Here is a 20,982-nt window from a genome sequence, read left to right on the forward strand (position 1 = left end):
AACTCAATGATGATAAAGCCGTTAATTATTTCCGTTTTGGTTTTAATTTGTGCAAGTGCAAAGGTCCATGCTGCATATAATATGCACTTCTTCCTTCCAGATTTCCCACCTTATACGACCATAGACGAGCAGGGTAAACCAACGGGTATTGGGATAGATAAAGTTCTACCTATTTTATCGTCAATCGGTGTTGAGTACACCGTGACCGTGTCATCAAACCATGGCAGAGCTCTGTCTGAACTGAGAAAACAGCGTTCGGATGGCTTCTTTATGGCATCACAGAATGAAGAACGTGATAAGTATGCGGTGTTTTCAGAGCCAGTAATGAGCAATCGTTGGGTTTGGATTGTTCGTAGTGAAGATGTCGAAAAGTTTGCCCCCCATGATTCTGCTTTTAGGAGCCAAGCGAAAGTCACCAGTCTACTGAATACAAATACTGCTTATTGGTTAAAAAACCAGGGTTATCAAATGGTCCCTCCAGCGACCCATATCTACGGTTTGATTGAAAAGTTGGACATTAAAGTGGTGGATGCAATCTTGGTGGCTGAAGTCGTGTTCCTTCATAATTTCAGTAATTTGAGCGGTTATGGAGTTATCCTTGAAGAGGAAAAAGAGTTCGGTCTGTATATCTCTAAACGCTTTCTCGAAGAGCACCCAGAATTTATGGAACGACTAAATCAAGCAATTAGACGATTACGCTGATCTCTTGATGAGTAACTACAATCTTCAACCAAAAGAGTCACATACACTGTTTAAACAAGGAGCTGGAACACTCTAGCTAACGTGAACAAAACGATCTTTCTGGTTTTCAAATCGAGCGAAGTCGAAATCCATAATGAGACTATTATCACGTAACTAAGATGTTAGAGTGTCTGGACGTCTTACTTTTGTTACATTTCGAAATTATTCTTAATATTAATTCATAAAAAAGATACATAGCCATCTTGAATGCTTTTGTGTGGCGCCGCATGACAGCGCCTCGAAGAATAATATTAATAAAGATATCAACATTAATTGGAGCAATATAGGGTGTTTGAAAAATGAGTGCGCTGGCATTGTTGGATAGTATTAATGTACCTCGTAAGCATTTGTTTTCAATGTTATTGCTTTGCCTATTTAATGTAATATTGATTTTGGTTCTTATCGGTTGCGCCAATCTTCACTTAGATTCCTCTACTAAACAAGCAGCCAGAGAAATTGAAACACACTTCGATAGAATTAAAGATGACTTTAATTACTTAGCGAAAGACAACAAGCTGGCTGAGAGCTGTGACGTGCTGTTAGTTGAGATGCGACAGTCTGTGTTTGAAACACATATGGCGAAGGAGGTCGCGGTCTTTAGGGAAGGAGGGCAGTTTTTCTGTGCGACTAATAAAGGAAAAGTATCATTTAATCTTTACCCTCATATCTATCAAGAGCTTAAATCCTTACCGCTTCATCAAACAGTGGCCTATTTTAAAGCAGCGATAAACCGTCTTAACTCAATCGGCTTATTGTTCTTAGATGATCAGCAGCGTGGTGTCAGTATTTTGATTCCTCCTGGCTATCTTTTCGAATTAATTGAGCAGAAGTTTGCTCCTCAAGGAATTGATTTTGATCTTTGGATAAGTGGTCAACTTGTAGACAATAAGTCTTCGATGAACTCATCGAATTCAGAGGTTTTAAGGTTTAGTGAGTATCAGGGGGAGCGTTTCCCTTTTGCTCTAAAATCCCAAGCCGGTCATGTGTACTACCTGTCTTACATCTTCGATAAATATTGGGTGTTTCTGTTAGTTTCTAGCATTGTTATCGTGTCTTATTCCTTTTCTAGCAAACGACGCATTGCTAAAAACAGTTTGGAGTTTTCGCTTGTAGATGCACTGAATCGAGGGTACTTCGAATGTTATTATCAACCTATCATTGACGCGAGTAGCCATAGGGCTATTGGATGTGAAGCATTACTGCGTTGGAATGACCCTAAGCGAGGGTTTGTATCTCCCGGTATATTTATCCCTTTGGCTGAAAAGTTAAATCTGATCAATCGCTTGACCTATTATGTGTTTAATCAGGTTGTTGATTTTATAGCTAAAAATGAAAGCGTTTTGATTGGAAAATACGTTAGCATTAACATAAGCCGTAAAACACTAATCGCGCCGAGGTTACTCCGTATTGTTAAGCAATTCCAAAAAGCTCACCCCCATATCCTCAAAAAGCTTGTCTTCGAGATCACAGAGAATGGTGAATACACCGATGAAGAGTTGGAAATAGCAAAAAAACATATTCAAGAGCTGTGTCGAACGGGAATTAGAATAGCGGTTGATGACTTTGGAACAGGTTACTCTGGTTTAAACTTTGTTAGTCAGCTTCCTTTTGAAATCATGAAGATAGATCGAGTGTTCGTTAAGAACCTTGATAAGCAGCAGAGTACGAAGCCTGTTCTGGAATCGATGGTCAATCTTGCAAGGAGCCGTAATATGACGGTTATTGTTGAGGGAGTAGAGACTGACATTCAGTTGCAGATTCTCTTTGACATGGGCTTCGTCTATATACAGGGATTTCTATTTGCCCGCCCGATGCCAGAAGAAGAAGTCATCGAATATCTTAAGCATATCAATAAGATAAATACTATCAATACACAATGCAGAGAAACACCTGCTTTGGAGAGTTAACAGGTAACCATAGGGGGCAACTGCAGTGCCTAGTGTGACTTGGTACTTTAACATTCATCTTTATTCTCAAAATGAGAATAAGCTAGGTAACTTTTATAAGTTGTTGTAAATTAGATAAAAAATATCAGGTATTATTTTTGCTGCGTCTCTTTCTAGTGCGATTCGTTCTAGATAAGGGGCCAGACTTTATGAAACTCCAAAGTATCATTTTCCTTGCTACTACCTCTATCCCATTTTTCTCGGGAGCTTTAACAACCAGTGACTTAACATTTGAGTCCGGATCAGATGCTTCCAATTATTCCGCGAAAGGGAAGCCAAACAACACATATTCTGTTGCTGATTCTCTCCCGAGTGATGTTCTTCAGAATGTTTATTCAATGCTTCCTGAGGGCACTGTGGTAAACAGTGATTTTATTGCGCCTGAGCGTTATTCCAGTATAGATATCGATGACCAGTTGAATGGTGCAGCTTACGCGACAGCAACCGTTACTTTTCTAAATGAAGGGGCTGGGTATCGAAATAGTCTAGGGTATTTTGTTTTCGACACTGATAACCCTCCGACTTCTAAAGATGAAATTGACGCTCATGTGATCATATTTCCAAATACCTCAAAGCCACGAGAAGGTGAGATGCAGGAAGGTGATTCGATTGATTTGAGCGTTCAACTGACCGAAGGACAAACCTTGGCTTTTTTCATCATTCCCAATGGCTGGGGGTGGAGCGGTTCCTACAATAATATTTCTAGCCTAGGTAACTGGGGTACACCATTTTATAGTTACCCGTCGTTGAACCCAGAAAGCACGTCAGAATATCGTAGGCACAACGTGGCATTTATTGATACCGCTAACGAGTTTCTAGTGCTAGGTTTTGAGGATATTCGCCGGCCTCAAGGTGATAACGATTTTAATGATCTGATTTTCACTGTAAGTATCTCCCCATTTTCGGCTGTGGACGGAGTGAATACTGATGGCTCAACGGATTCAAAATATGAAACGTTGACTCAAAACAATGACCCAGACATTACCGTGACTTCGGTTTACCCAAGTTCAGACAGTTTCGCGACAATAGCGTTTGAAGACCGGTGGCCATTGATGGGAGATTACGACTTTAATGATGTAGTTTTGCAGTATAGGGTCACAGAAACCCTAAATGGGGTCAGAGAGCTAAAGGGTATCACGATAGATTATACCCTTCAGGCTATGGGAGCCGGTTATTCGAACGGATTTGCAGTTCAATTGCCAAATGTTGATCCCTCTAATGTCTCTTCCGCATCCGTGACACGTAACGGTGTAGAGGTTGAGCATACTGTACTTGAATCAGACAACGGCGAAACGGTGCTGATAGTCTCGGAAAGTGTCAAAGACGATCTGCAGGATTTAGGGGTGTTTTCAGGAGGCTGTATGTTTTATCGGACCGAAAGTGCATGTTTGGATCAGCAAGCAGCTGGTGTGCTTGGATACCAATTGAACGTTGAATTGACGACTCCAATCTCTCGGGAGCTTATTGGCTACCCTCCTTATGACTCGTTCATATTTGCAGCAGAGAATACCTACCACGGCGACTTCTTTACTTCTTTTCCAGGGATGCAGTGGCAGACCCATTTCAAACAGTTTCCAGGCACTAGTAACATGGATAGTAGCTTGTTAAACCAGCATGATGACCATTCTGGTGGAGGGCTATGCTTCTTAACTGAAAACAATATGCCTTGGGTGATTAACATTCGGGATGATTGGCAGCACCCAGTCGAATATATGGACATAAGTAAAGCGTATACGAACTTCCCGACTTGGGTAGAAAGTAATGGTGACACAGATGGAGAATGGTACAAGTCTCCGGAAGCCGATCGTGTCATTTCAGCGCAATAGGAGAGGATTATGAAGCATTCAAATCGTATTACTTTAAGTTTACTGGTTTCGCTTTCCCTTGTTGCTTGTGGTGGTGGGGGAGGTGGCGACGCAGGTTCTGCTGGAGGAGGAGCATCTGCAACGACTCCAGCTGCAGCGAGTACCCAAATAGATAACACCGCCGACATCGTTGCCTCAAGAGATTTCTCATTCGATGTAGGGCAGATCATCACGTTTACCGTGGACTATAACGGATCCAGTGATGGGGCCGTTCATCTCTATTCAGAAGCAGCCTTTACCAGCGATAGTGGGGAGGTCATAGCAGATCCGACATCCCGCATCACAACCATTTATCCAGACAGAACCTCAACAGTTACATTGGAAGTCAATAGTAACTGGCAGCAGATATATGCTCGTTGGGTTCCGATGGTGAGTAACGAAACCGAACTGAGCTGGGTTGTATCACTTGATCAGGCGAGTAACAGCTACCAAATATCCTTTTAATACTTAGCTTGTTAAATCTAGTTTGATCAACTTAGCAAAAGCGAGACTTCTAAGATGTGTGTTGATTTATCGGAAAATTGGGTGAAATCCTTATCAATGCGCAGATATTTCTCATCGAGTGAAGAAAAGGTTGTAATCGTTTTTAATAAGTCGATAACTTCTGAGCTGTGGTTGTGAAGATATTGCTTAAAGCTGTCCAGTCGTACTTTATGTATGTTCTCGACTTTAGTGACTGCTTTTAGGATCGATTCTTCTGTTATATTTGTTGTTTCTATGTGGTTCATAGATTTGTTGCTTCCGTAGTGTGATCGCAGAAAGCTAACATCTTCATTATTCGGGAGATATGACCTAGATCAGTAGATAGTCGATTAATGTTTAGAAATCAGAAAGGAGCCATTTAGGCTCCTTTGTGTTTAGTAAGCGACACCAATACGTTGGTTGGTGTGCTTAGCAGACTCAAGTTCATCAATCATGGCAACGGCGTAGTCAGCGACTGAGATACGACTGTTACCTTCACTATCGGTCAACAACATGTCACCACCTACACGGTAAGGTGCTTGTTTCTCGCCAGGGAAGATATCTGCAGCGGGACTAACGAAGGTCCAGTTGACATCACTTTCTAGAGAGCGAAATACCTGTAACGCTTCTCCCATAGCTACAGCTTCAGGCTTATACTCATCAGGGAACTCAGGAACAGTAATAAGCTTAATACCCGGTGCCACTTCCAAAGAGCCTGCCCCCCCTACCCAAAGTAGTCGAGAAGCAGTAGATTGAGGCAACTGAGTCAACAGCATTTCTGCGGTTTTCGCGACGATGTCATGATTGCCTGCCGAGCGGCCGCCAATCGCTGAGATCACTACTTCTGCACCATCAACTGCGGCGGTGATATCAGAATTTTGGTCCAGTAAATCAAACTGTCGTGCTTCAACATTCTCTGTTTCGAAGCTAGCGGGGTTTCTTACTAAAGCGATAACCTCATGCCCGCGCGCTTTTGCTTCATTTACGATGTGGCTACCAATCCAACCTGATGCACCTAACACTGCAATTTTCATCTTCATATCTCCTGTTTGTGATTCAGTATTTCGTAACAACAAATGCAGTCTAATGGATAGCTATCTAGCGATAAATGAGCGTATGTGATACACATTGTATCAATATGGTTTACTAATGGTGACGTGTTATGGATCGCTTAATCGCAATAAGAAGTTTTGTTGAAGTCGCGAATGCTAAGAGCTTTACCAAGGCAGCAGAATCGCTAGATATTAGTCGACTGCAGGTATCTCGACACGTGCAGGAGGTTGAACACTGGCTACAACAGCGTTTGTTGCACCGCACGACGAGAAAGGTGAGTTTAACCCATGCTGGTGAACAGGCGTTTGTTCGATGTCAGCGCATTTTAGATGAAGCCGCTGCGTTAGAATTAGACTCAATGTGTGGCAAAGATGCTTTAGTGGGAACAATTAGGGTGGCTGCACCAATTGGGTTTGCACAGAACCTGCTAATCGATAGAGTCCAAAATTTTGTGTCACTCCATCCAAAAGTTGTCATCGATATATTGGCTTCGGATCAAAACTCAGAGCTGGTGGATGAGAGAGTGGACGTTGCATTACGCTTCACTGATAAACCAGCGGATAACCTAATTGCTCGAAGGTTAATGGCAATTGATACAGCTATATGTGCATCGCGCGACTATCTATCCGAATTTGGAGAACCTAAACACGCCGAGGAGTTAGTAGACCACAACTGTTTAACACATTTAAACGTCAAAAATTGGTTGTTCGTTAAGGACAATCAAACGGTGGATGTTGAGGTATCGGGCAATATTAGAGCGAATGATTTGAGTACTTTAGTGAGAGTCGCCGTTAATGGAAAGGGAGTAATTCGGTTACCGTGCGACTTAGCGAATCCACTAATAGAGAAAGGGGAGTTGCTCTCCATTCTAAATGACTATCACTATCCAAGTTATGCCCTATGGGCTGTGTATTTATCTCGCAGCTATCAGCAACCTATTGTCAGGCAGTTTATCGACTATCTGGTTGAATGTTGGCAAGAGGACATAAAACGAAAATAAAAAGCCCGGCGAAAATGCCGGGCTGTAGATTCTTAGAGGCTGAAATTACTTACTGCTCAACCGCTTCAGTCTGAGACTGCTTCTGCTGAACTTTGTACACTTTACCTGCATTGAATCGTTCTAGGTAATCAGCTAGATCGCGTTTCACTTCTGGAACCAGAATATACAGACCAATAATGTTGACTAGTGCCATCGCGAAGATCATAGCATCAGAGAAGTCGATAACAGGGCCAAGGTTCATTGCTGCACCAATCACTACAAAGATACAGAATTTAACTTTGAAGATAAGCTCCGCTGTTTTGCTCTCACCGAATAGGTAAGTCCAAGCTTTAAGACCGTAGTAAGACCAAGAGATCATTGTAGAGAAAGCAAACAGAACAACGGCAATAGCAAGAATGTATGGGAACCAGCTGATCGCACTACCGAATGCCGCTGAAGTCAGTTCAACACCTGCCAGGCCTGTGTCTGTATCTAGGTAACCTGTGATGATGATAACTAGGGCTGTCATGGTACAAATTACAACGGTATCGATGAACGGTTCTAGCAGAGACACGAAACCTTCTGACATTGGTTCTTTTGTTTTAACTGCTGAGTGAGCAATAGCCGCAGAACCCACACCCGCTTCGTTCGAGAATGCTGCACGTTTGAAGCCTTGGATAAGTACGCCAATTACACCACCAGCGATACCTTCACCCGTGAATGCTCCGTTAAAGATAGCGCCAAATGCGTCATCAATGCGGTCGAAGTTCATTAGGATGATGATAAGTGCCGCACCGACATAAATGGTCGCCATGAAAGGAACCACTTTCTCTGTCACTTTAGCGATAGACTTGATACCACCGATGATAACAATACCAACGATGACAGCTAGGATAAGACCAAACAACCAGCCTTTATCAGCAAAGAACGAAGCGTCGCCACCTGTTACACCTACTACCTGCTTGAACGCTTGGTTAGCTTGGAACATGTTACCGCCACCAAGAGAACCACCGATCGCGAACACAGAGAACAGAACAGCTAGGGTACGGCCAAATGCAGCGTTACCGCGTTTAGCTAGACCTTTGCTTAGGTAGTACATAGGACCACCAGAAACTGAACCGTCTGGGTTGGTGTTACGATATTTCACACCAAGAGCACATTCTACAAACTTACTAGACATACCAAGTAGGCCTGCAAGGATCATCCAGAATGTTGCACCTGCGCCACCGATAGAAACTGCGACCGCCACACCAGCGATGTTACCAAGACCAACAGTACCAGATAGCGCCGTAGTCAGTGCTTGGAAGTGAGATACCTCGCCATCTTCTTTGGCTTTTGGATCTGAGAACTTACCGGAGACTAATTGAACTGCGTGTTTGAACCCACGGAAGTTGATAAAGCCAAGGTAAAAGGTAAAGAAGCTTGCTGCAACAACCAACCAAAGAACGATCCAAGGCACCTGCACGTCTGTAAAAGGGAAAGGAATGGTCGAGAAGATCATACCTACAAATGGGTTGACGATAGGTGCAACGACTTCGTTGATTTTGTCATCCAAGTTGGATGCCGCAGCGCTACCCGCAAAAAGACTTGCCAAAACGGCAAGCGATATACGCTTTGTCATGCTTTTCCTGCCTATGCATTATGGTTTATATGAATATTATTTATATAGATGTTGTGTTTGTTACATGTGTGTAACAAATGGTTATTATTCATTTTATAAATAGGTCCGCAACATCTTTGGCGGAAAACTTGATCCAGCAAACAATTCTGATATTCGCTAACTCTAGACAGGTAAATTGAACTTCTTCACTGCTTTTTCTTTGAAAAGTGGAATTATTGATGATAATTCGGTTTTCAATATAGTTGTTAATACTGTATTCGCGGCTGAAATATAAAACTGTGTGATTAAAGTTTGAACAGCAGACAAATTTGCGTTAAGGCTCATAAGAAGTGATTTGTGATGATTTATATTCTTTAGGTGAATATTGATTCACGGTGTTTAACTCGCCACTTGTGAGTATTCACGAGCCTAATTCACAATGTGGTAATCAAAATTACTGTATCTCTCGTATAGGTTCCTAACACACGAGAGGAGAATAAGGTATGGAACTTCAAATTGAATCATTGGAAGGCGGCATTTACTTGGCTTATTCGATTGATGAAGGCGATAGATTGCTTTTGCGCGATACCAATCAAAATCCGCTGAAATTTTGCAGTTTATCTCAAGCAAAAGAACACTTTAAGGACCAGCATTACCACAGTGCGTCATTGGTTCATCAAAGTGCTTACGATGAAATGTGCGGAGAGGATATAGGTTCCAGTCACTCTCTTAAAACTGACCTAATGTGGTTCTAGAGAGGCTTTGCAAGTGGCGGGCAGCGAGTAAAATGTGCCCGCTCTAGAGCTTATAGAACGCTGTCACTTTCTTGTCATACTCTGAGAGTATTTTTCCGACGGAAAATCACCTTTAGCATGTTTTTTAGAATGGTGTACGAGTGTTGTGGCCAGAAGTAGAAGAAAATGACAAGAAAGTTGAGTGAGCTAGATGATGTGATTATCAAGAACCTTCAGGATAATGGATTTATCAAAAGCGAAGCTGAAGCGTATTTAAAGCGCAATGTGTATAAGTTGGAAAAGCACGAAGTGGATACGATTAAGAATTATGCGGAACATTTTGGTCTCAATGCAAAAGAGCGAATCATTGAAGATATTCTTGAGCTTCGCAGAGAGGCACTTATGCTAAAGCTCATATCGCAACCAGCTGCAATATAAGCCTAGATATCCAAAGCTTTTTAAGCCTCAGAGATCATACTCGCTCCGAGGCTTGATTACATAACTAGGGGAGATCAAAGATTAGAGCAGTAACTGGTGCATCTCCTGAGTTTTCGAAAGAAACCGATGTCGTTGCCTCAACTTTTGCTCCATCACCTGAGTGCAGTACGGTACTGTCGACGGTCAATTGTCCTTCTACTTGGTGTATGTAGAGATTTCTGCCTTGTGCAATCTCATAAGTAATGCGCTGACCAGCAGCCAAAATCAACTGTTGAAGAGAGGCATCTTGCTTTATATGCAGAGTGCCATTGCGACCATCGGGTGTTGCGATAGGCGTTAACCCTTCCGATTTACCAAAGTCCTTCTGTTGATAGCCAGGTTCATTACCAAACGTGTTTGGTTGAATCCAAATCTGTAGAAATCGCAGAGTATCAGAGTCGGATGCATTGTATTCGCTGTGATAAATTCCACGGCCAGCGGACATTAGTTGGAACTCTCCAGCCGGCAAGGTTTGAATATTACCTTCGCTATCTTTATGTTCGATGGCGCCTTCCAAAACATAGCTGATGATCTCCATGTCTCTGTGACCGTGTGTAGCAAAACCAGCACTTGGCTGAACAATGTCATCATTAATCACTCGTAAGGCAGAAAACCCCATGTGCTTTGGATCATAGTAATCTCCAAAGGAAAACGTATGTTTACTGTCAAGCCAGCCAAAACTAGCACCGCCACGATCCTCTGAGTGTCTAACTGTAATCATAATATTGCCCTCCAGTGTTCGATATTAAGCGAATTTCTTTGCGATAAATTGATCAACTGCTGCTTTGCCTGAACCTGATAATGCCAGTGATACACTCGCAGCCATAAGGGCTAGGCCAAACTCATAGCCGTTGTTAGACATGAAAAGTCCGTTCTCAAAGTGAACTGAGAAAATGGCGACAAGCATAGTAAATGCAAGAGCAATGGAAGCTGGACGTGTAAGAAGGCCAAGCAAAATGAAAAGACCACCAAAGAACTCAGCACTACCTGCTAAAAATGCCATTAGAATACCAGGCCCTAGACCGATAGATGCCATCCACTGACCAGTCCCTTCCAGCCCGTAACCACCAAACCAGCCAAACAGTTTTTGTGCTCCATGCGCCATAAAAATGATCCCAACTGGAATACGTAGCGCCAGAGCGCTGTAACCTGCTTTTGATTCTGTCAGTGTTTTCAGTAGAGCTTTCATAGTGTCATCCTCAAATTTTTCAAATTCATTGGTAGAGGGTTTATATCTTTCCCTCATTGGTTAAAACTGAGTTTAGGCGCTGATGAGGTGAGAAAAAATCGTAGAAAATTAACATACTCGTTCGAAATATTTGAATAACCGCGTTTTGGGAAAGGAGAGGCCAAGTTCTTAGGGGCTTTGGCAAGATTGGGTTGGCTACCGCAATGGTAAAGGTAATAGATGTTCTGGCGCCTTGTTGCTACTTAGCCTGTTTCCAATGAGTGATGCTCTGCAATATCGTTCAATACTGTCTCTCTCCTAGTCGTTATCTTGGTGAAAAAGAGGAGATAACGAGATGGAAAATTTGATATTGGCGATGGTGGTGTTTGCATTTGTTGGAGCCGTGACACCTGGCCCGGTGAATCTGTTAGCGACAACCACTGCGGTAAATGATGGGCCAAGGGCGGCGTCCAAGCACGTTCTGGGCGCATCGATAGCATATGCGGTTGTTGTATTTGGTACCGGACAGATGATGCAAACGCTGGCTTTCACGTTACCAAAGCTTGAGTTTTGGATGCAGTTAATAGGCAGTAGCTTCTTGTTTTATCTTGCTTACCAAATCTTTGCAGCGCCGGTACAAGGTGTCACTGTTCAACAAGGAAAGAGTTCCGGCTGGGTGACTGGAAGTTTGACTCAAATACTCAACCCTAAGGCATGGTTGGTTGCGATGTCCGGCGTAAGTCTTTACGTAATAGGGCAGGAAAATGAACAATATTCCTTGTGGCTCTTTACTCTGGTTTCATTATTAGTCTGTGTGATCGGGGTTGGCATATGGGCGATGATTGGCCGTGTTTTAGCGAATCGACTTGCAAATCCAAGAGCTCACCGCCAATTTAATAGATTCATGGCAATGATGTTATGCGTGTCTGTCGTGATGATTTGGCTCTGAATGCAATGGTGAGTGAATGAAGAAAGATAAAAGTGCGAGCTTCAAGCTGAGTACGGTTCTTCCATGGATCGAGTTACGTGTCGCCAATCAGTCGACGGCATGTTATGACGCTCACTCCCATGATGAATTTTCATTTGGCATTATCAATCAGGGCTGTGCAGATTATCGAAATCGGCGCAATACACATCAGATTGGACAGGGGGATATCGTTACTATTAACCCAGCAGATATTCATTCGTGTAACCCACACCAAGGTACTTGGTCCTATAGTATGTTGTTTGTTGACGCACTGGAGATGGGAGAAATCCAGCAAGAAATGAGTTCTAATCAACGATATGACTACCTAGCTTTTGATAGTGATTTAGAGCGTCATCCGGAATTTCAGCAACGATATTTGGCACTTTTTTCTGCGCTTCAGAGCGAAGAAAATGTGTTGTTAGCTCAATCTTGTTTGTATGATTTTATTGAGCTTACTTCTCGACAGAGAGTTAAACCGATGGCAAAGACCGGCTTGTCTAGTCTTGCGGTGGTGCGCGAGAAGTTAATGGATGAACTGAGTAACTCTCATTCCTTAGAAGCGTTAGCAGAGGAAGCGGGAATGAGCCGATATCAGCTTTTACGTGCTTTCAAGGACCAGTATGGGTTACCACCATACGCTTATCTTATGGATGAAAAGATAAAGCGTGCGAAAGTGATGCTCAAGTCTGGAGAAGATATTGTTGATGTTGCCAACAACCTGGGCTTCTCAGATCAAGCGCATTTTCAGCGACATTTTAAAAAGAAACTTGCTGTGACACCTAAGTTTTATCAGTCTCACTTTGTGGAGTGAATCCAGTCCGATGTTGGAAAACAATCTCACTATTCGAGCCTATACCCGCCAACGTAGAGGCCATGCTCATGAACATCATCAACTTGTGCTTCCTATTTTGGGTACCATCATTATTGAGCTGGAAGGCTATCAAGGAAAAGTGTCGGTCGGTGAGTGCGTGGTGATAAAAGCCACCACTTTTCACCATTTTCGCGCTAATGAGGCTGCGCGTTTCATTGTCGCTGATTTAAACACTTTGCCAGAGAATTTGTTGAATATGGACACTCTGGTTTTTCCGATTTCTTCACCACTTCAGTCCTACCTAACATTTGTTGAATCTCAGCTCCAGCATCGGGTAACCCCTACCATCGAAGAGCCAATGGTCGACATGTTTATGAAGCTATTGGCGCAGCAACAGGCCGGGCAGCAACTTGATCATAGGGTTAGAGCCGTGCTGCATCATATCGAGGAAGACCTAGCCAGAGAGATTACGGTAGATAACTTAGCTAAGGTTGCCTGTTTGAGCCCGACGCAGTTTAAAAAGATTTTTAAACAATCCACTGGATTAAGTGTTCTGCAATACGTGACCAAGCAAAGAATGGAAAAAGCCAAGGCACTACTTACGCATACAGATATCCCAGTTCAGTTAATAGCAGAGAGAGTCGGGTACGCTGACCTGTCAGCCTTTAGCCGACGTTTTTCATTATCATTTGGGCTGTCTCCCCGAGAGCTACGTGGTTGATGAAATTGAGTCTATAAAATCAAGTAAAGTGTCTTTTCTGCAAAGTCTTATGCTCTTTGCTTGTTTAAGCTGTGCTTATCAAAATGATAAATACAAAGAGTACAGCTATGAGTCAGACGCTAAAAACACACAATGAACATCTTGGAGTTCTGGTTATCCTGTTTGCTTCTTTATTGTGGGGGACGACTGGTACCGCAGCTACGTATGCGCCTGATATAAGCCCGTTGGCTATTGGTGCTTTTTCTATGGGTGTGGGTGGACTTCTCCTGGCTCTGTTTGCTTGCAACACGATCAGAAAAGATCGGCGCATATTGAAATCCAATAAAGCTATTTTGTTGACTGGAGCACTTGCTTTGGCCGTTTACCCTCTCGCGTTTTATAGCTCTATGAGAATGGCCGGTGTGGCGATTGGGACGGTAGTCTCTATCGCGAGTGCGCCATTCTTCGTTGCATTTCTGGAGTGCCTGTTTGGCAAAGAGAAAACAATCGATACCCGCTGGGTGATAAGCCTCATCGTGGGCGCAACTGGTATCCTTTTACTGACTCTATCAGAGACATCAACTTCCACACAAGCTGATATTCAACACATGAAATTCATAGGAATAGCGCTCGGATTGCTTGCGGGTTTCACCTATGCCACTTACGCGTGGGCAGCCAAAATGCTCATCACTGAAGGCATACATTCCAAATCTGCGATGGGGAGTATTTTCGGGCTGGGTTCACTATTGTTGTTACCTTCATTGTTTTTTACTGGTGGTAATTTGTTTGCGACACCAATAAATACATCCGTCGCTTTGTACATGGCGTTTGTTCCAATGTTTCTTGGCTATGTCTGCTTTGGTTATGGGTTAAAAACGGTGTCTGCCAGCAAAGCGAGTTTGTTGACGTTGTTTGAGCCTGCTGTGGCAGCAGTATTTGCCGTAGTTGTAGTCGGAGAGCATATTGGCGTGTCAGGGTGGGGAGGAATTGGGCTGATAATGGTTTGCTTGTTACTTCAATCCTACCAGCCCAAAAATAGAGAGAGTTTGTTAGCTACGCAAAGCCAGTGAAACTTTGGAAGTCGGCTGGCGCCCTAAGGCGTCGCTGATTTCCCATCCAGCCTGAGCGAGACGGTTTAGATCTACGCCTGTTTCAATCCCTAAACCTTGGCAAAGGTAAACCACATCTTCTGTCGCTACGTTACCAGAAGCGCCTGCGGCATAAGGGCACCCCCCTAAACCTGCTACGCTGCTATCTACAACACGTACGCCCATTTGAAGGGCTTGGTATATATTGGCAAGCGCTTGTCCCCAAGTGTCATGGAAATGAACAGCGACCTGTTGTGAAGGCACTCGCTCAAAAACCGCGTTGAGCATGTTCGCAACTCGTACTGGCGTACCCGTGCCAATTGTGTCTCCAAGAGAAACTTCATAGCAACCAAGATCAAGCAGTGCTTGAGCAACCTTGGCGACCTGACTGGGCTCAGTTGGGCCGTCATAAGGGCAATCGACGATGCAGGATAAGTACCCTCTAACCGGAATGCCTTTGTCTTTTGCTAGAGCCACCACTGGGTGAAATCTTTCCAGGCTTTCTTCAATAGAACAGTTGATGTTTTTCTGGCAAAAGCCTTCTGAAGAGGATGTGAATACCGCGACTTCGTTAGCGTTGGCGTCGAGTGCCTGCTCAAACCCTCTTATGTTGGGTGTTAAAGCGGCGTACGTAACATTCGGCGCGCGAGTAATTTTGGACATGACTTCTAACGAGTCCGCCATTTGTGGCACCCACTTTGGTGAGACGAACGATCCGGCTTCGATGTGGTTGAGCCCACAGGAAGAGAGTTGATTGATCAGCGCGACTTTTGCCTCGGTTGAAACGGCTTGCTCATTTTGCAAACCGTCGCGAGGACCTACTTCAACTATCTTGACTGACTCTGGTAGTAACGAGGTCGTCGTCATTCACGGCCTCCCATTGCCCAATTTGGTGGTCGCTTATCAAAGAAAGCTCTAAGACCTTCTTGCCCTTGCTCAGACACCCTGACTCTTGCGATTAATTGACTGGTGTACTCAATTAAAGCATCGTCAAGTGCCTGAGAATCACATTCTCGAATCAGAGCTTTGGTTTGCGTAAGCGCAGCAGGGCTATTAAGCTGCAACTGATTTACCATTTCAGTGACGGCTTTCTCCAGTTCGCTGGCTTCAACAGCTTCATGAATCAAACCAATCTCAAGCGCTTTGTTAGCGTCAAAACGTTCAGCAGTCAGCATGTAACGCCTAGACTGGCGAGCACCAATCGCGCGGTTCACATAGGGCCCGATGGTCGCTGGAACCAGCCCTAGCTTTACTTCGCTGAAGCAGAACAAGGCGCTATGATCAGCAATCGCGACATCACAGCAGCAGATGAGCCCCAGAGCCCCACCAAACGCACAGCCATGAACAACAGCGAGAGTAGGGTGAGGGAAGTTATCCAAACAGCGCATCAACTGAGCAAGTCTTGACGCATCTTCCTGATTTTCCTGTTCGCTTTTATCTGCCATTGACTGCATCCAGCCAAGATCAGCGCCTGCAGAAAAGTGTTTTCCGTTACCACGTAACACTAAGCATCTAACGTCCAACCGCTGTGCCAGTGAGTTAATCGATTCTATCAACTGTTCGATAACCTGCGCGTTGAACGCATTGTGCTTATCTGGCCGGTTAAGTGACAGACTGGCAACGCCGAACGTATCGACGCTGCAAGTGAGATAGTTGGTATCTTTCAGAGTGGTCATGTCAGGCTCCTACATTCTAAAGATACCGAAATGGCTATCTGGCATCGGAGCATGTTCTGTCGCGGTGAGCGCTTGGGCGAGAACATGTCGGGTTTCTTTCGGATCGATGATGCCATCATCCCAGAGGTGAGCACTTGCGTAGTATGGATGGCCTTGTTCTTCATACTGATCAACGATGGTTTGCCTGAACTGGCCTTCTTCCACCTCTGACCAAGGTTCGCCTTGGCGTTTCAGGACCTCACGTTTCACTTGCGTTAGTACGCCAGCGGCTTGTTCGCCGCCCATTACTGAGATGCGAGCGTTAGGCCACATCCACATCATCGTTGGCTCGTAAGCGCGCCCACACATACCGTAGTTGCCCGCTCCGTATGAGCCGCCAATGATGATGGTGAATTTAGGCACATCAGCACAAGCCACTGCCATGACGAGTTTGGCGCCATGTTTGGCTATGCCACCTTCCTCAACTTTTTTTCCGACCATGAACCCCGTAATGTTCTGTAGGAACAGCAATGGAATTTTTCGCTTAGCACACAGTTCGATAAAGTGGGCGCCTTTCTGGGCTGACTCCGCAAACAAGATGCCGTTGTTGGCGACAATACCAATCAGTTTGCCCTCGATACGAGCAAAGCCACACACTAGTGTTGTGCCAAACAGGGCTTTAAATTCATCGAAATCGGAATCATCAACAATGCGCGCAATCACTTCTCTCACGTCGAAAGACAAGCGCAGATCGGCATTGACGATACCGTAGATATCTTCAGCGGGTAGACGTGGTGGCAACACCTTTTCCGTCTGCGGTATTACTGGCTCTTGGTTGCTGCTTGCAAGTGCTTCTCTTGCCATATGGAAAGCTTGTTGCTCGTTTTCCGCGTAGTAGTCTGCAACCCCTGATTTACGGCAGTGAACATCCGCACCGCCAAGTTCCTCGTCCGTCACGATTTCACCTGTGGCCGCTTTAACTAAAGGAGGCCCGGCAAGGAAAATGGTGCCTTGTTTTTTCACGATAACAGAAACATCTGCCATCGCAGGAATATAAGCGCCACCCGCGGTACAAGGCCCAAGAACAACCGCTATTTGTGGTATGCCTTTGGCGGACATGCGTGCTTGATTAAAGAAAATACGTCCGAAATGGTCTTTGTCTGGGAACACCTCAGCTTGGTGAGGTAAGTTCGCACCGCCCGAGTCGACCAGATAAACACATGGCAAGTGGCAGCGTTCAGCGATTTCTTGTGCTCTGAGGTGTTTTTTGACTGTCAGTGGGTAGTAGGTACCGCCTTTGACTGATGGGTCGTTGGCGAGCACCATACAGGTAACCCCTTTTATTTTGCCGATACCTGCAACGACACCTGCACAAGGGATTGATTCTTCATAAACATTCCATGCTGCGAACTGACCGACTTCTAAAAAGTCTGAACCTTGATCAAGCAGAAGATCAATACGTTCGCGTACCGGAAGTTTGCCTTTCTTTCGCTGTCTTTCGACAGCCCTAGCGCCACCACCTTGTTTGATGGATTCAACATCTGCGTTCAATTTTTCGACCAGTCCACTCATTGCTTGCTGATTTTTAGTGAACAGGGGAGAGTCGGTTTTGATTTTAGTTTTTATGATTGCCATAACATCCTCGTTAGCGTGACTCTTCAAACAGTTCACGCCCGATAAGCATCCTGCGAATTTCGGAAGTACCCGCGCCAATTTCATAGAGTTTGGCGTCTCTTAATAAACGACCTGCAGGGAATTCATTGATATATCCATTACCGCCTAGCAGCTGGATGGCATCGAGTGCAAGCTGTGTTGCTAATTCGGCACTGTAAAGAATCGCGCCAGCGGCATCTTTTCTTGTTGTTTCACCGCGGTCACAGGCAGCGGCAACGGTATAGACATAAGCGCGTGCCGCGTTGGCACGGGTGTACATATCCGCCACCTTGGCTTGAACTAACTGGAACTCACCAATGGACTGGCCAAATTGCTTACGGTCATGAACGTAAGGCACAACAAGGTCTAAGCAAGCCTGCATGATACCCAGTGGGCCAGCAGCCAGTACCACGCGCTCGTAATCTAAGCCACTCATTAAGACTTTGACGCCTTGGTTTACTTCACCAAGTACGTTTTCAACGGGTACTTTGCAGTTGTTGAAAACCAGCTCACAGGTGTTCGAGCCTCGCATACCGAGTTTGTCGAGCTTTTGAGCGTGACTGAATCCTTCAAAATCACGTTCGATGATGAAAGCGGTGATACCTCGTGAAGCCGCGCTAGGGTCGGTTTTGGCATAAACGACGAGTACGTCTGCATCAGGGCCGTTGGTGATCCACATTTTGGTGCCATTCAGCACATAATGATCACCGCTTAATTCGGCTTTGAGCTGCATGCTTACAACGTCTGAACCTGCATTGGGTTCACTCATTGCTAGCGCACCAATGTAGGAGCCATCAATTAATTTGGGTAGGTATTTTTCTCGTTGCTCAGCGTTTCCGTTACGGAAAATCTGATTCACACATAGGTTAGAATGAGCACCGTAACTAAGTGCTACAGAAGCAGACGCACGGCTTATCTCTTCCATGGCTACCACGTGTGCTAAATAGCCCATTGCAGCGCCACCATATTGTTCGTCTATGGTCACGCCAAGCAAGCCCATTTCACCCATCAATGACCACAAGTGGTTCGGGAATTGATTTTCCTCGTCCACTTTGGCCGCGATAGGTGCAATGTGCTCGCGGGCAAAAGCATTCACGTGTTCCCGCAACATGTTCACAGACTCATCGAGCCCAAAGTTGAGGGGGGTGTACTGAGATATCATATCGCCTCCGATTCAGCGGTTTTTGCTGGTTACGATCCCTGGCGGATTAATGATGTCTCGAGAAGCGCTTTAGCTGGCTTTTGAACGCTGCAACGCTTCTTCACATCGCTGGCGAGCGGTATTCAAATCGTCAAGGACAATGGTGATGTCCTCAAGTTGACGTTTGAGTACAGCTTCCTTCTCATCAATGATTTTGAGCATCTTAATCAACTGGGTATCTATTTGATTAGTATCGTAAAGCTCTAACAAGTCGCGTATCTCGGCCAATGAAAAACCAAGTCGCTTCCCTCGTAAAATCAACTTAAGACGAACCCTGTCTCTACGCTGATAAATCCGCATACTGCCTTTGCGCTCAGGTTGAATTAGGCCCATATCTTCGTAAAAGCGGATACTTCTTGTTGTGATATCAAACTCTTTAGCGAGCTCGCTGATTTTGTATGTTTCCACCAGATGAAACTCCCCAACTGCTAGGTGATAGACAATCACACTTTCCACTACGACGGTAAAAAAGATTTTACAGGTTGTGAATGTGTTTCTTTACGTTAACGTAAATGTTAGTGCTATGCTTACGTAAACGTCAAGAAAATAACCGTGCAAAAAACAAATGGCTTTGAAAAGTGAAAGCGGCGTCGTGAATTAAGCTGCTTTGTGGTCGCTGAGGTAGTAAAGCCGTTACTCAACAATCTTGTGAGGAGCAGGCAATGCAAGAGAAAGAGATTTGGATAGTTGCAGCGAAGAGAACGCCAATGGGGCGTTTTCAGGGCATGCTTTCTGAATATTCTTCACCCAAGCTAGGGGCGGTCGCGATAAAGGCGGCAATGGAAGAGCAATCTTTATCGCCAGATTTAGTCGATGAAGTGTATATGGGCTGTGTGTTGCCCGCAGGTTGTGGGCAAGCGCCAGCGAGACAAGCGGCTCTAGGGGCTGATTTACCGAAAGCGGTAGGTTGTACGACCATCAATAAAGTTTGTGGCTCCGGTATGAAAGCGGTGATGCTGGCAAACGACCTTATTCGAGCGGGCAGTGCCAATTGCATTGTTGCTGGAGGTATGGAGAGCATGACTAATGCGCCGTATCTGCTTAAAGAGTCACGCTCTGGGATGCGCATGGGTCACAAATCGACCTACGATCATATGTTCTTAGATGGTCTGCAGGATGCGTATGAAGGTGAACTCATGGGCGTCTTCGGTCAGCAAATTGCCGATAAGCTTGAATTTACCCGAGAGCAAATGGATGAGTGGGCAACCTTGTCGGTGAACCGAGCGATTGAAGCACAGCAGCAGGATTTGTTTGCCGATGAAATCGTCCCTGTTACCCTCAAGAAAGATCCTCCGCTTGATTATGATGAGCAACCACGCTCAATCAAGCCCGAAAAAATACCTCAGTTAAGGCCCGCATTCGCCAAAGATGGCTCTATTACTGCGGCCAACTCCAGCGCAATATCCGACGGGGCTGCCGCTCTTGTGGTTATGGACGCTCAGACGGCTAAGCAACAGGGTTTGGAACCACTGGCCATTATCAAAGGTCATGCAACGCATGCCCGAATTCCAGCTGAATTCACATTAGCACCTGTTTACGCCATTGAGCAGCTTCTATCGCAGTTAGATTGGGCGGTGGACGAAGTGGATTTATGGGAAATCAACGAAGCTTTTGCTGTGGTGACGCAGATAGCGGTTAAACAGCTCAGCCTCGATAGCGAGAAAGTTAACGTGAAAGGCGGTGCGTGCGCATTAGGCCATCCCATTGGTGCCAGTGGTGCAAGGATTCTTGTCACGCTGATTCATAGCCTTCGTCAGTTGCAGGCTTTGGGCACAGATGGCAATCAGAACAACAAACGCGTGGTGCGAGGTGTTGCATCACTCTGTATTGGTGGCGGTGAAGCAACCGCAATGGGTATTGAGATCCCACTATAAAAGAAAAG

22 protein-coding genes are annotated in these 20,982 nt (G+C 44.9%); 12 read left to right on the forward strand and 10 right to left on the reverse strand.

The genetic code is table 11. The annotated features are described in order from the left end of the window. Positions 1 to 81 precede the first annotated feature (81 nt). The 4 genes from VIC_RS14855 (at position 82) to VIC_RS14870 (ending at position 4,996) form a co-directional block, all read left to right on the forward strand. Positions 82 to 702, forward strand: coding sequence for a substrate-binding periplasmic protein (locus VIC_RS14855; RefSeq protein ID WP_231115555.1), 621 nt, complete (start codon positions 82 to 84; stop codon positions 700 to 702). A gap of 338 nt (positions 703 to 1,040) precedes the next feature. After that, complete coding sequence (locus VIC_RS14860; protein ID WP_006960815.1) at positions 1,041 to 2,648, forward strand: EAL domain-containing protein; 1,608 nt, start codon at positions 1,041 to 1,043, stop codon at positions 2,646 to 2,648. 188 nt (positions 2,649 to 2,836) lie between these two features. Next, entirely contained in the window at positions 2,837 to 4,513 is a 1,677-nt protein-coding gene (locus VIC_RS14865; protein ID WP_039951983.1) for an LruC domain-containing protein, read from the forward strand. Between the two features lie 9 nt (positions 4,514 to 4,522). Further along, positions 4,523 to 4,996: a hypothetical protein gene (locus VIC_RS14870; RefSeq protein ID WP_021455112.1), complete on the forward strand. Its 474-nt coding sequence runs from the start codon at positions 4,523 to 4,525 to the stop codon at positions 4,994 to 4,996. 26 nt (positions 4,997 to 5,022) lie between these two features. On the opposite strand, the gene VIC_RS14875 is transcribed toward VIC_RS14870, so the two are convergent. Both VIC_RS14875 and VIC_RS14880 read right to left on the reverse strand, forming a co-directional pair. Continuing rightward, entirely contained in the window at positions 5,023 to 5,280 is a 258-nt protein-coding gene (locus VIC_RS14875) for a hypothetical protein (protein WP_006960817.1), read from the reverse strand. 129 nt (positions 5,281 to 5,409) lie between these two features. After that, positions 5,410 to 6,048: an NAD(P)-dependent oxidoreductase gene (locus VIC_RS14880; protein ID WP_006960818.1), complete on the reverse strand. Its 639-nt coding sequence runs from the start codon at positions 6,046 to 6,048 to the stop codon at positions 5,410 to 5,412. A 128-nt stretch (positions 6,049 to 6,176) separates the two neighbouring features. On the opposite strand from VIC_RS14880, the gene VIC_RS14885 reads away from it, so the two are divergent. Then, positions 6,177 to 7,067 (forward strand): LysR family transcriptional regulator, encoded by an 891-nt coding sequence (locus VIC_RS14885; protein ID WP_006960819.1) that lies wholly within the window; start codon positions 6,177 to 6,179, stop codon positions 7,065 to 7,067. Positions 7,068 to 7,116: 49 nt separating this feature from the next. Here the strand turns inward: VIC_RS14885 and VIC_RS14890 are convergent, their stop codons facing one another. Continuing rightward, positions 7,117 to 8,667: an alanine/glycine:cation symporter family protein gene (locus VIC_RS14890; protein ID WP_006960820.1), complete on the reverse strand. Its 1,551-nt coding sequence runs from the start codon at positions 8,665 to 8,667 to the stop codon at positions 7,117 to 7,119. Positions 8,668 to 9,149: 482 nt separating this feature from the next. Between VIC_RS14890 and VIC_RS14895 the strand changes: the two genes are divergently transcribed. After that, positions 9,150 to 9,401, forward strand: coding sequence for a DUF6482 family protein (locus VIC_RS14895; protein ID WP_006960821.1), 252 nt, complete (start codon positions 9,150 to 9,152; stop codon positions 9,399 to 9,401). 165 nt (positions 9,402 to 9,566) lie between these two features. Then, entirely contained in the window at positions 9,567 to 9,818 is a 252-nt protein-coding gene (locus VIC_RS14900; protein WP_006960822.1) for a hypothetical protein, read from the forward strand. 64 nt (positions 9,819 to 9,882) lie between these two features. Here VIC_RS14900 and VIC_RS14905 read toward each other — a convergent pair whose 3' ends face one another. Together VIC_RS14905 and VIC_RS14910 are read right to left on the reverse strand one after the other, a co-directional pair. Next, positions 9,883 to 10,578, reverse strand: coding sequence for a pirin family protein (locus VIC_RS14905; RefSeq protein ID WP_006960823.1), 696 nt, complete (start codon positions 10,576 to 10,578; stop codon positions 9,883 to 9,885). A 24-nt stretch (positions 10,579 to 10,602) separates the two neighbouring features. Continuing rightward, positions 10,603 to 11,046, reverse strand: coding sequence for a DoxX family protein (locus tag VIC_RS14910; RefSeq protein WP_006960824.1), 444 nt, complete (start codon positions 11,044 to 11,046; stop codon positions 10,603 to 10,605). Positions 11,047 to 11,380: 334 nt separating this feature from the next. Between VIC_RS14910 and VIC_RS14915 the strand changes: the two genes are divergently transcribed. The 4 genes from VIC_RS14915 to VIC_RS14930 all read left to right on the forward strand — a co-directional run bounded on the left by VIC_RS14915 (position 11,381) and on the right by VIC_RS14930 (position 14,573). Next, the gene (locus tag VIC_RS14915; protein WP_039951988.1) at positions 11,381 to 11,974 is read left to right on the forward strand and encodes a LysE family translocator; all 594 of its coding nucleotides are present in this window, start codon (positions 11,381 to 11,383) and stop codon (positions 11,972 to 11,974) included. 16 nt (positions 11,975 to 11,990) lie between these two features. After that, positions 11,991 to 12,803: a helix-turn-helix transcriptional regulator gene (locus VIC_RS14920; RefSeq protein WP_006960825.1), complete on the forward strand. Its 813-nt coding sequence runs from the start codon at positions 11,991 to 11,993 to the stop codon at positions 12,801 to 12,803. A 10-nt stretch (positions 12,804 to 12,813) separates the two neighbouring features. Continuing rightward, on the forward strand, positions 12,814 to 13,524 hold the full coding sequence (locus VIC_RS14925) for an AraC family transcriptional regulator (protein ID WP_006960826.1): 711 nt from the start codon (positions 12,814 to 12,816) through the stop codon (positions 13,522 to 13,524). Positions 13,525 to 13,631: 107 nt separating this feature from the next. After that, the gene (locus VIC_RS14930) at positions 13,632 to 14,573 is read left to right on the forward strand and encodes a DMT family transporter (protein WP_006960827.1); all 942 of its coding nucleotides are present in this window, start codon (positions 13,632 to 13,634) and stop codon (positions 14,571 to 14,573) included. Here VIC_RS14930 and VIC_RS14935 read toward each other — a convergent pair. From VIC_RS14935 to VIC_RS14955, 5 genes are all read right to left on the reverse strand, one after another. Further along, entirely contained in the window at positions 14,553 to 15,458 is a 906-nt protein-coding gene (locus VIC_RS14935) for a hydroxymethylglutaryl-CoA lyase (protein ID WP_006960828.1), read from the reverse strand. The two genes, VIC_RS14930 and VIC_RS14935, sit on opposite strands and share 21 nt — an antisense overlap. Then, positions 15,455 to 16,267, reverse strand: coding sequence for an enoyl-CoA hydratase/isomerase family protein (locus VIC_RS14940; RefSeq protein ID WP_006960829.1), 813 nt, complete (start codon positions 16,265 to 16,267; stop codon positions 15,455 to 15,457). The genes VIC_RS14935 and VIC_RS14940 overlap by 4 nt, the downstream gene beginning before the upstream one ends. A gap of 9 nt (positions 16,268 to 16,276) precedes the next feature. Further along, positions 16,277 to 17,881 carry a carboxyl transferase domain-containing protein gene (locus VIC_RS14945; protein ID WP_006960830.1) on the reverse strand — a complete coding sequence of 535 codons (1,605 nt, stop codon included), beginning with the start codon at positions 17,879 to 17,881 and terminating at the stop codon, positions 16,277 to 16,279. A 10-nt stretch (positions 17,882 to 17,891) separates the two neighbouring features. Continuing rightward, complete coding sequence (locus VIC_RS14950; protein ID WP_039951991.1) at positions 17,892 to 19,061, reverse strand: isovaleryl-CoA dehydrogenase; 1,170 nt, start codon at positions 19,059 to 19,061, stop codon at positions 17,892 to 17,894. 69 nt (positions 19,062 to 19,130) lie between these two features. After that, entirely contained in the window at positions 19,131 to 19,508 is a 378-nt protein-coding gene (locus VIC_RS14955; RefSeq protein WP_006960832.1) for a MerR family transcriptional regulator, read from the reverse strand. Between the two features lie 254 nt (positions 19,509 to 19,762). Here VIC_RS14955 and VIC_RS14960 point away from each other — a divergent pair, with 254 nt between their 5' ends. Beyond that, positions 19,763 to 20,974 carry an acetyl-CoA C-acyltransferase gene (locus VIC_RS14960; protein WP_006960833.1) on the forward strand — a complete coding sequence of 404 codons (1,212 nt, stop codon included), beginning with the start codon at positions 19,763 to 19,765 and terminating at the stop codon, positions 20,972 to 20,974. Positions 20,975 to 20,982 lie beyond the last annotated feature (8 nt).

This window comes from Vibrio coralliilyticus ATCC BAA-450 (assembly GCF_000176135.1).
Classification (GTDB): Bacteria; Pseudomonadota; Gammaproteobacteria; order Enterobacterales; family Vibrionaceae; genus Vibrio; species Vibrio coralliilyticus.

Excerpts from the sequence above, each read along its gene's own strand:
- VIC_RS14855 (WP_231115555.1), top strand. The coding sequence starts at position 82 with ATGCACTTCTTCCTTCCAGATTTCCCACCTTATACGACCATAGACGAG.
- VIC_RS14860 (WP_006960815.1), top strand. The coding sequence starts at position 1,041 with ATGAGTGCGCTGGCATTGTTGGATAGTATTAATGTACCTCGTAAGCAT.
- VIC_RS14865 (WP_039951983.1), top strand. The coding sequence starts at position 2,837 with ATGAAACTCCAAAGTATCATTTTCCTTGCTACTACCTCTATCCCATTT.
- VIC_RS14870 (WP_021455112.1), top strand. The coding sequence starts at position 4,523 with ATGAAGCATTCAAATCGTATTACTTTAAGTTTACTGGTTTCGCTTTCC.
- VIC_RS14875 (WP_006960817.1), bottom strand. The coding sequence starts at position 5,280 with ATGAACCACATAGAAACAACAAATATAACAGAAGAATCGATCCTAAAA.
- VIC_RS14880 (WP_006960818.1), bottom strand. The coding sequence starts at position 6,048 with ATGAAAATTGCAGTGTTAGGTGCATCAGGTTGGATTGGTAGCCACATC.
- VIC_RS14885 (WP_006960819.1), top strand. The coding sequence starts at position 6,177 with ATGGATCGCTTAATCGCAATAAGAAGTTTTGTTGAAGTCGCGAATGCT.
- VIC_RS14890 (WP_006960820.1), bottom strand. The coding sequence starts at position 8,667 with ATGACAAAGCGTATATCGCTTGCCGTTTTGGCAAGTCTTTTTGCGGGT.
- VIC_RS14895 (WP_006960821.1), top strand. The coding sequence starts at position 9,150 with ATGGAACTTCAAATTGAATCATTGGAAGGCGGCATTTACTTGGCTTAT.
- VIC_RS14900 (WP_006960822.1), top strand. The coding sequence starts at position 9,567 with ATGACAAGAAAGTTGAGTGAGCTAGATGATGTGATTATCAAGAACCTT.
- VIC_RS14905 (WP_006960823.1), bottom strand. The coding sequence starts at position 10,578 with ATGATTACAGTTAGACACTCAGAGGATCGTGGCGGTGCTAGTTTTGGC.
- VIC_RS14910 (WP_006960824.1), bottom strand. The coding sequence starts at position 11,046 with ATGAAAGCTCTACTGAAAACACTGACAGAATCAAAAGCAGGTTACAGC.
- VIC_RS14915 (WP_039951988.1), top strand. The coding sequence starts at position 11,381 with ATGGAAAATTTGATATTGGCGATGGTGGTGTTTGCATTTGTTGGAGCC.
- VIC_RS14920 (WP_006960825.1), top strand. The coding sequence starts at position 11,991 with ATGAAGAAAGATAAAAGTGCGAGCTTCAAGCTGAGTACGGTTCTTCCA.
- VIC_RS14925 (WP_006960826.1), top strand. The coding sequence starts at position 12,814 with ATGTTGGAAAACAATCTCACTATTCGAGCCTATACCCGCCAACGTAGA.
- VIC_RS14930 (WP_006960827.1), top strand. The coding sequence starts at position 13,632 with ATGAGTCAGACGCTAAAAACACACAATGAACATCTTGGAGTTCTGGTT.
- VIC_RS14935 (WP_006960828.1), bottom strand. The coding sequence starts at position 15,458 with ATGACGACGACCTCGTTACTACCAGAGTCAGTCAAGATAGTTGAAGTA.
- VIC_RS14940 (WP_006960829.1), bottom strand. The coding sequence starts at position 16,267 with ATGACCACTCTGAAAGATACCAACTATCTCACTTGCAGCGTCGATACG.
- VIC_RS14945 (WP_006960830.1), bottom strand. The coding sequence starts at position 17,881 with ATGGCAATCATAAAAACTAAAATCAAAACCGACTCTCCCCTGTTCACT.
- VIC_RS14950 (WP_039951991.1), bottom strand. The coding sequence starts at position 19,061 with ATGATATCTCAGTACACCCCCCTCAACTTTGGGCTCGATGAGTCTGTG.
- VIC_RS14960 (WP_006960833.1), top strand. The coding sequence starts at position 19,763 with ATGCAAGAGAAAGAGATTTGGATAGTTGCAGCGAAGAGAACGCCAATG.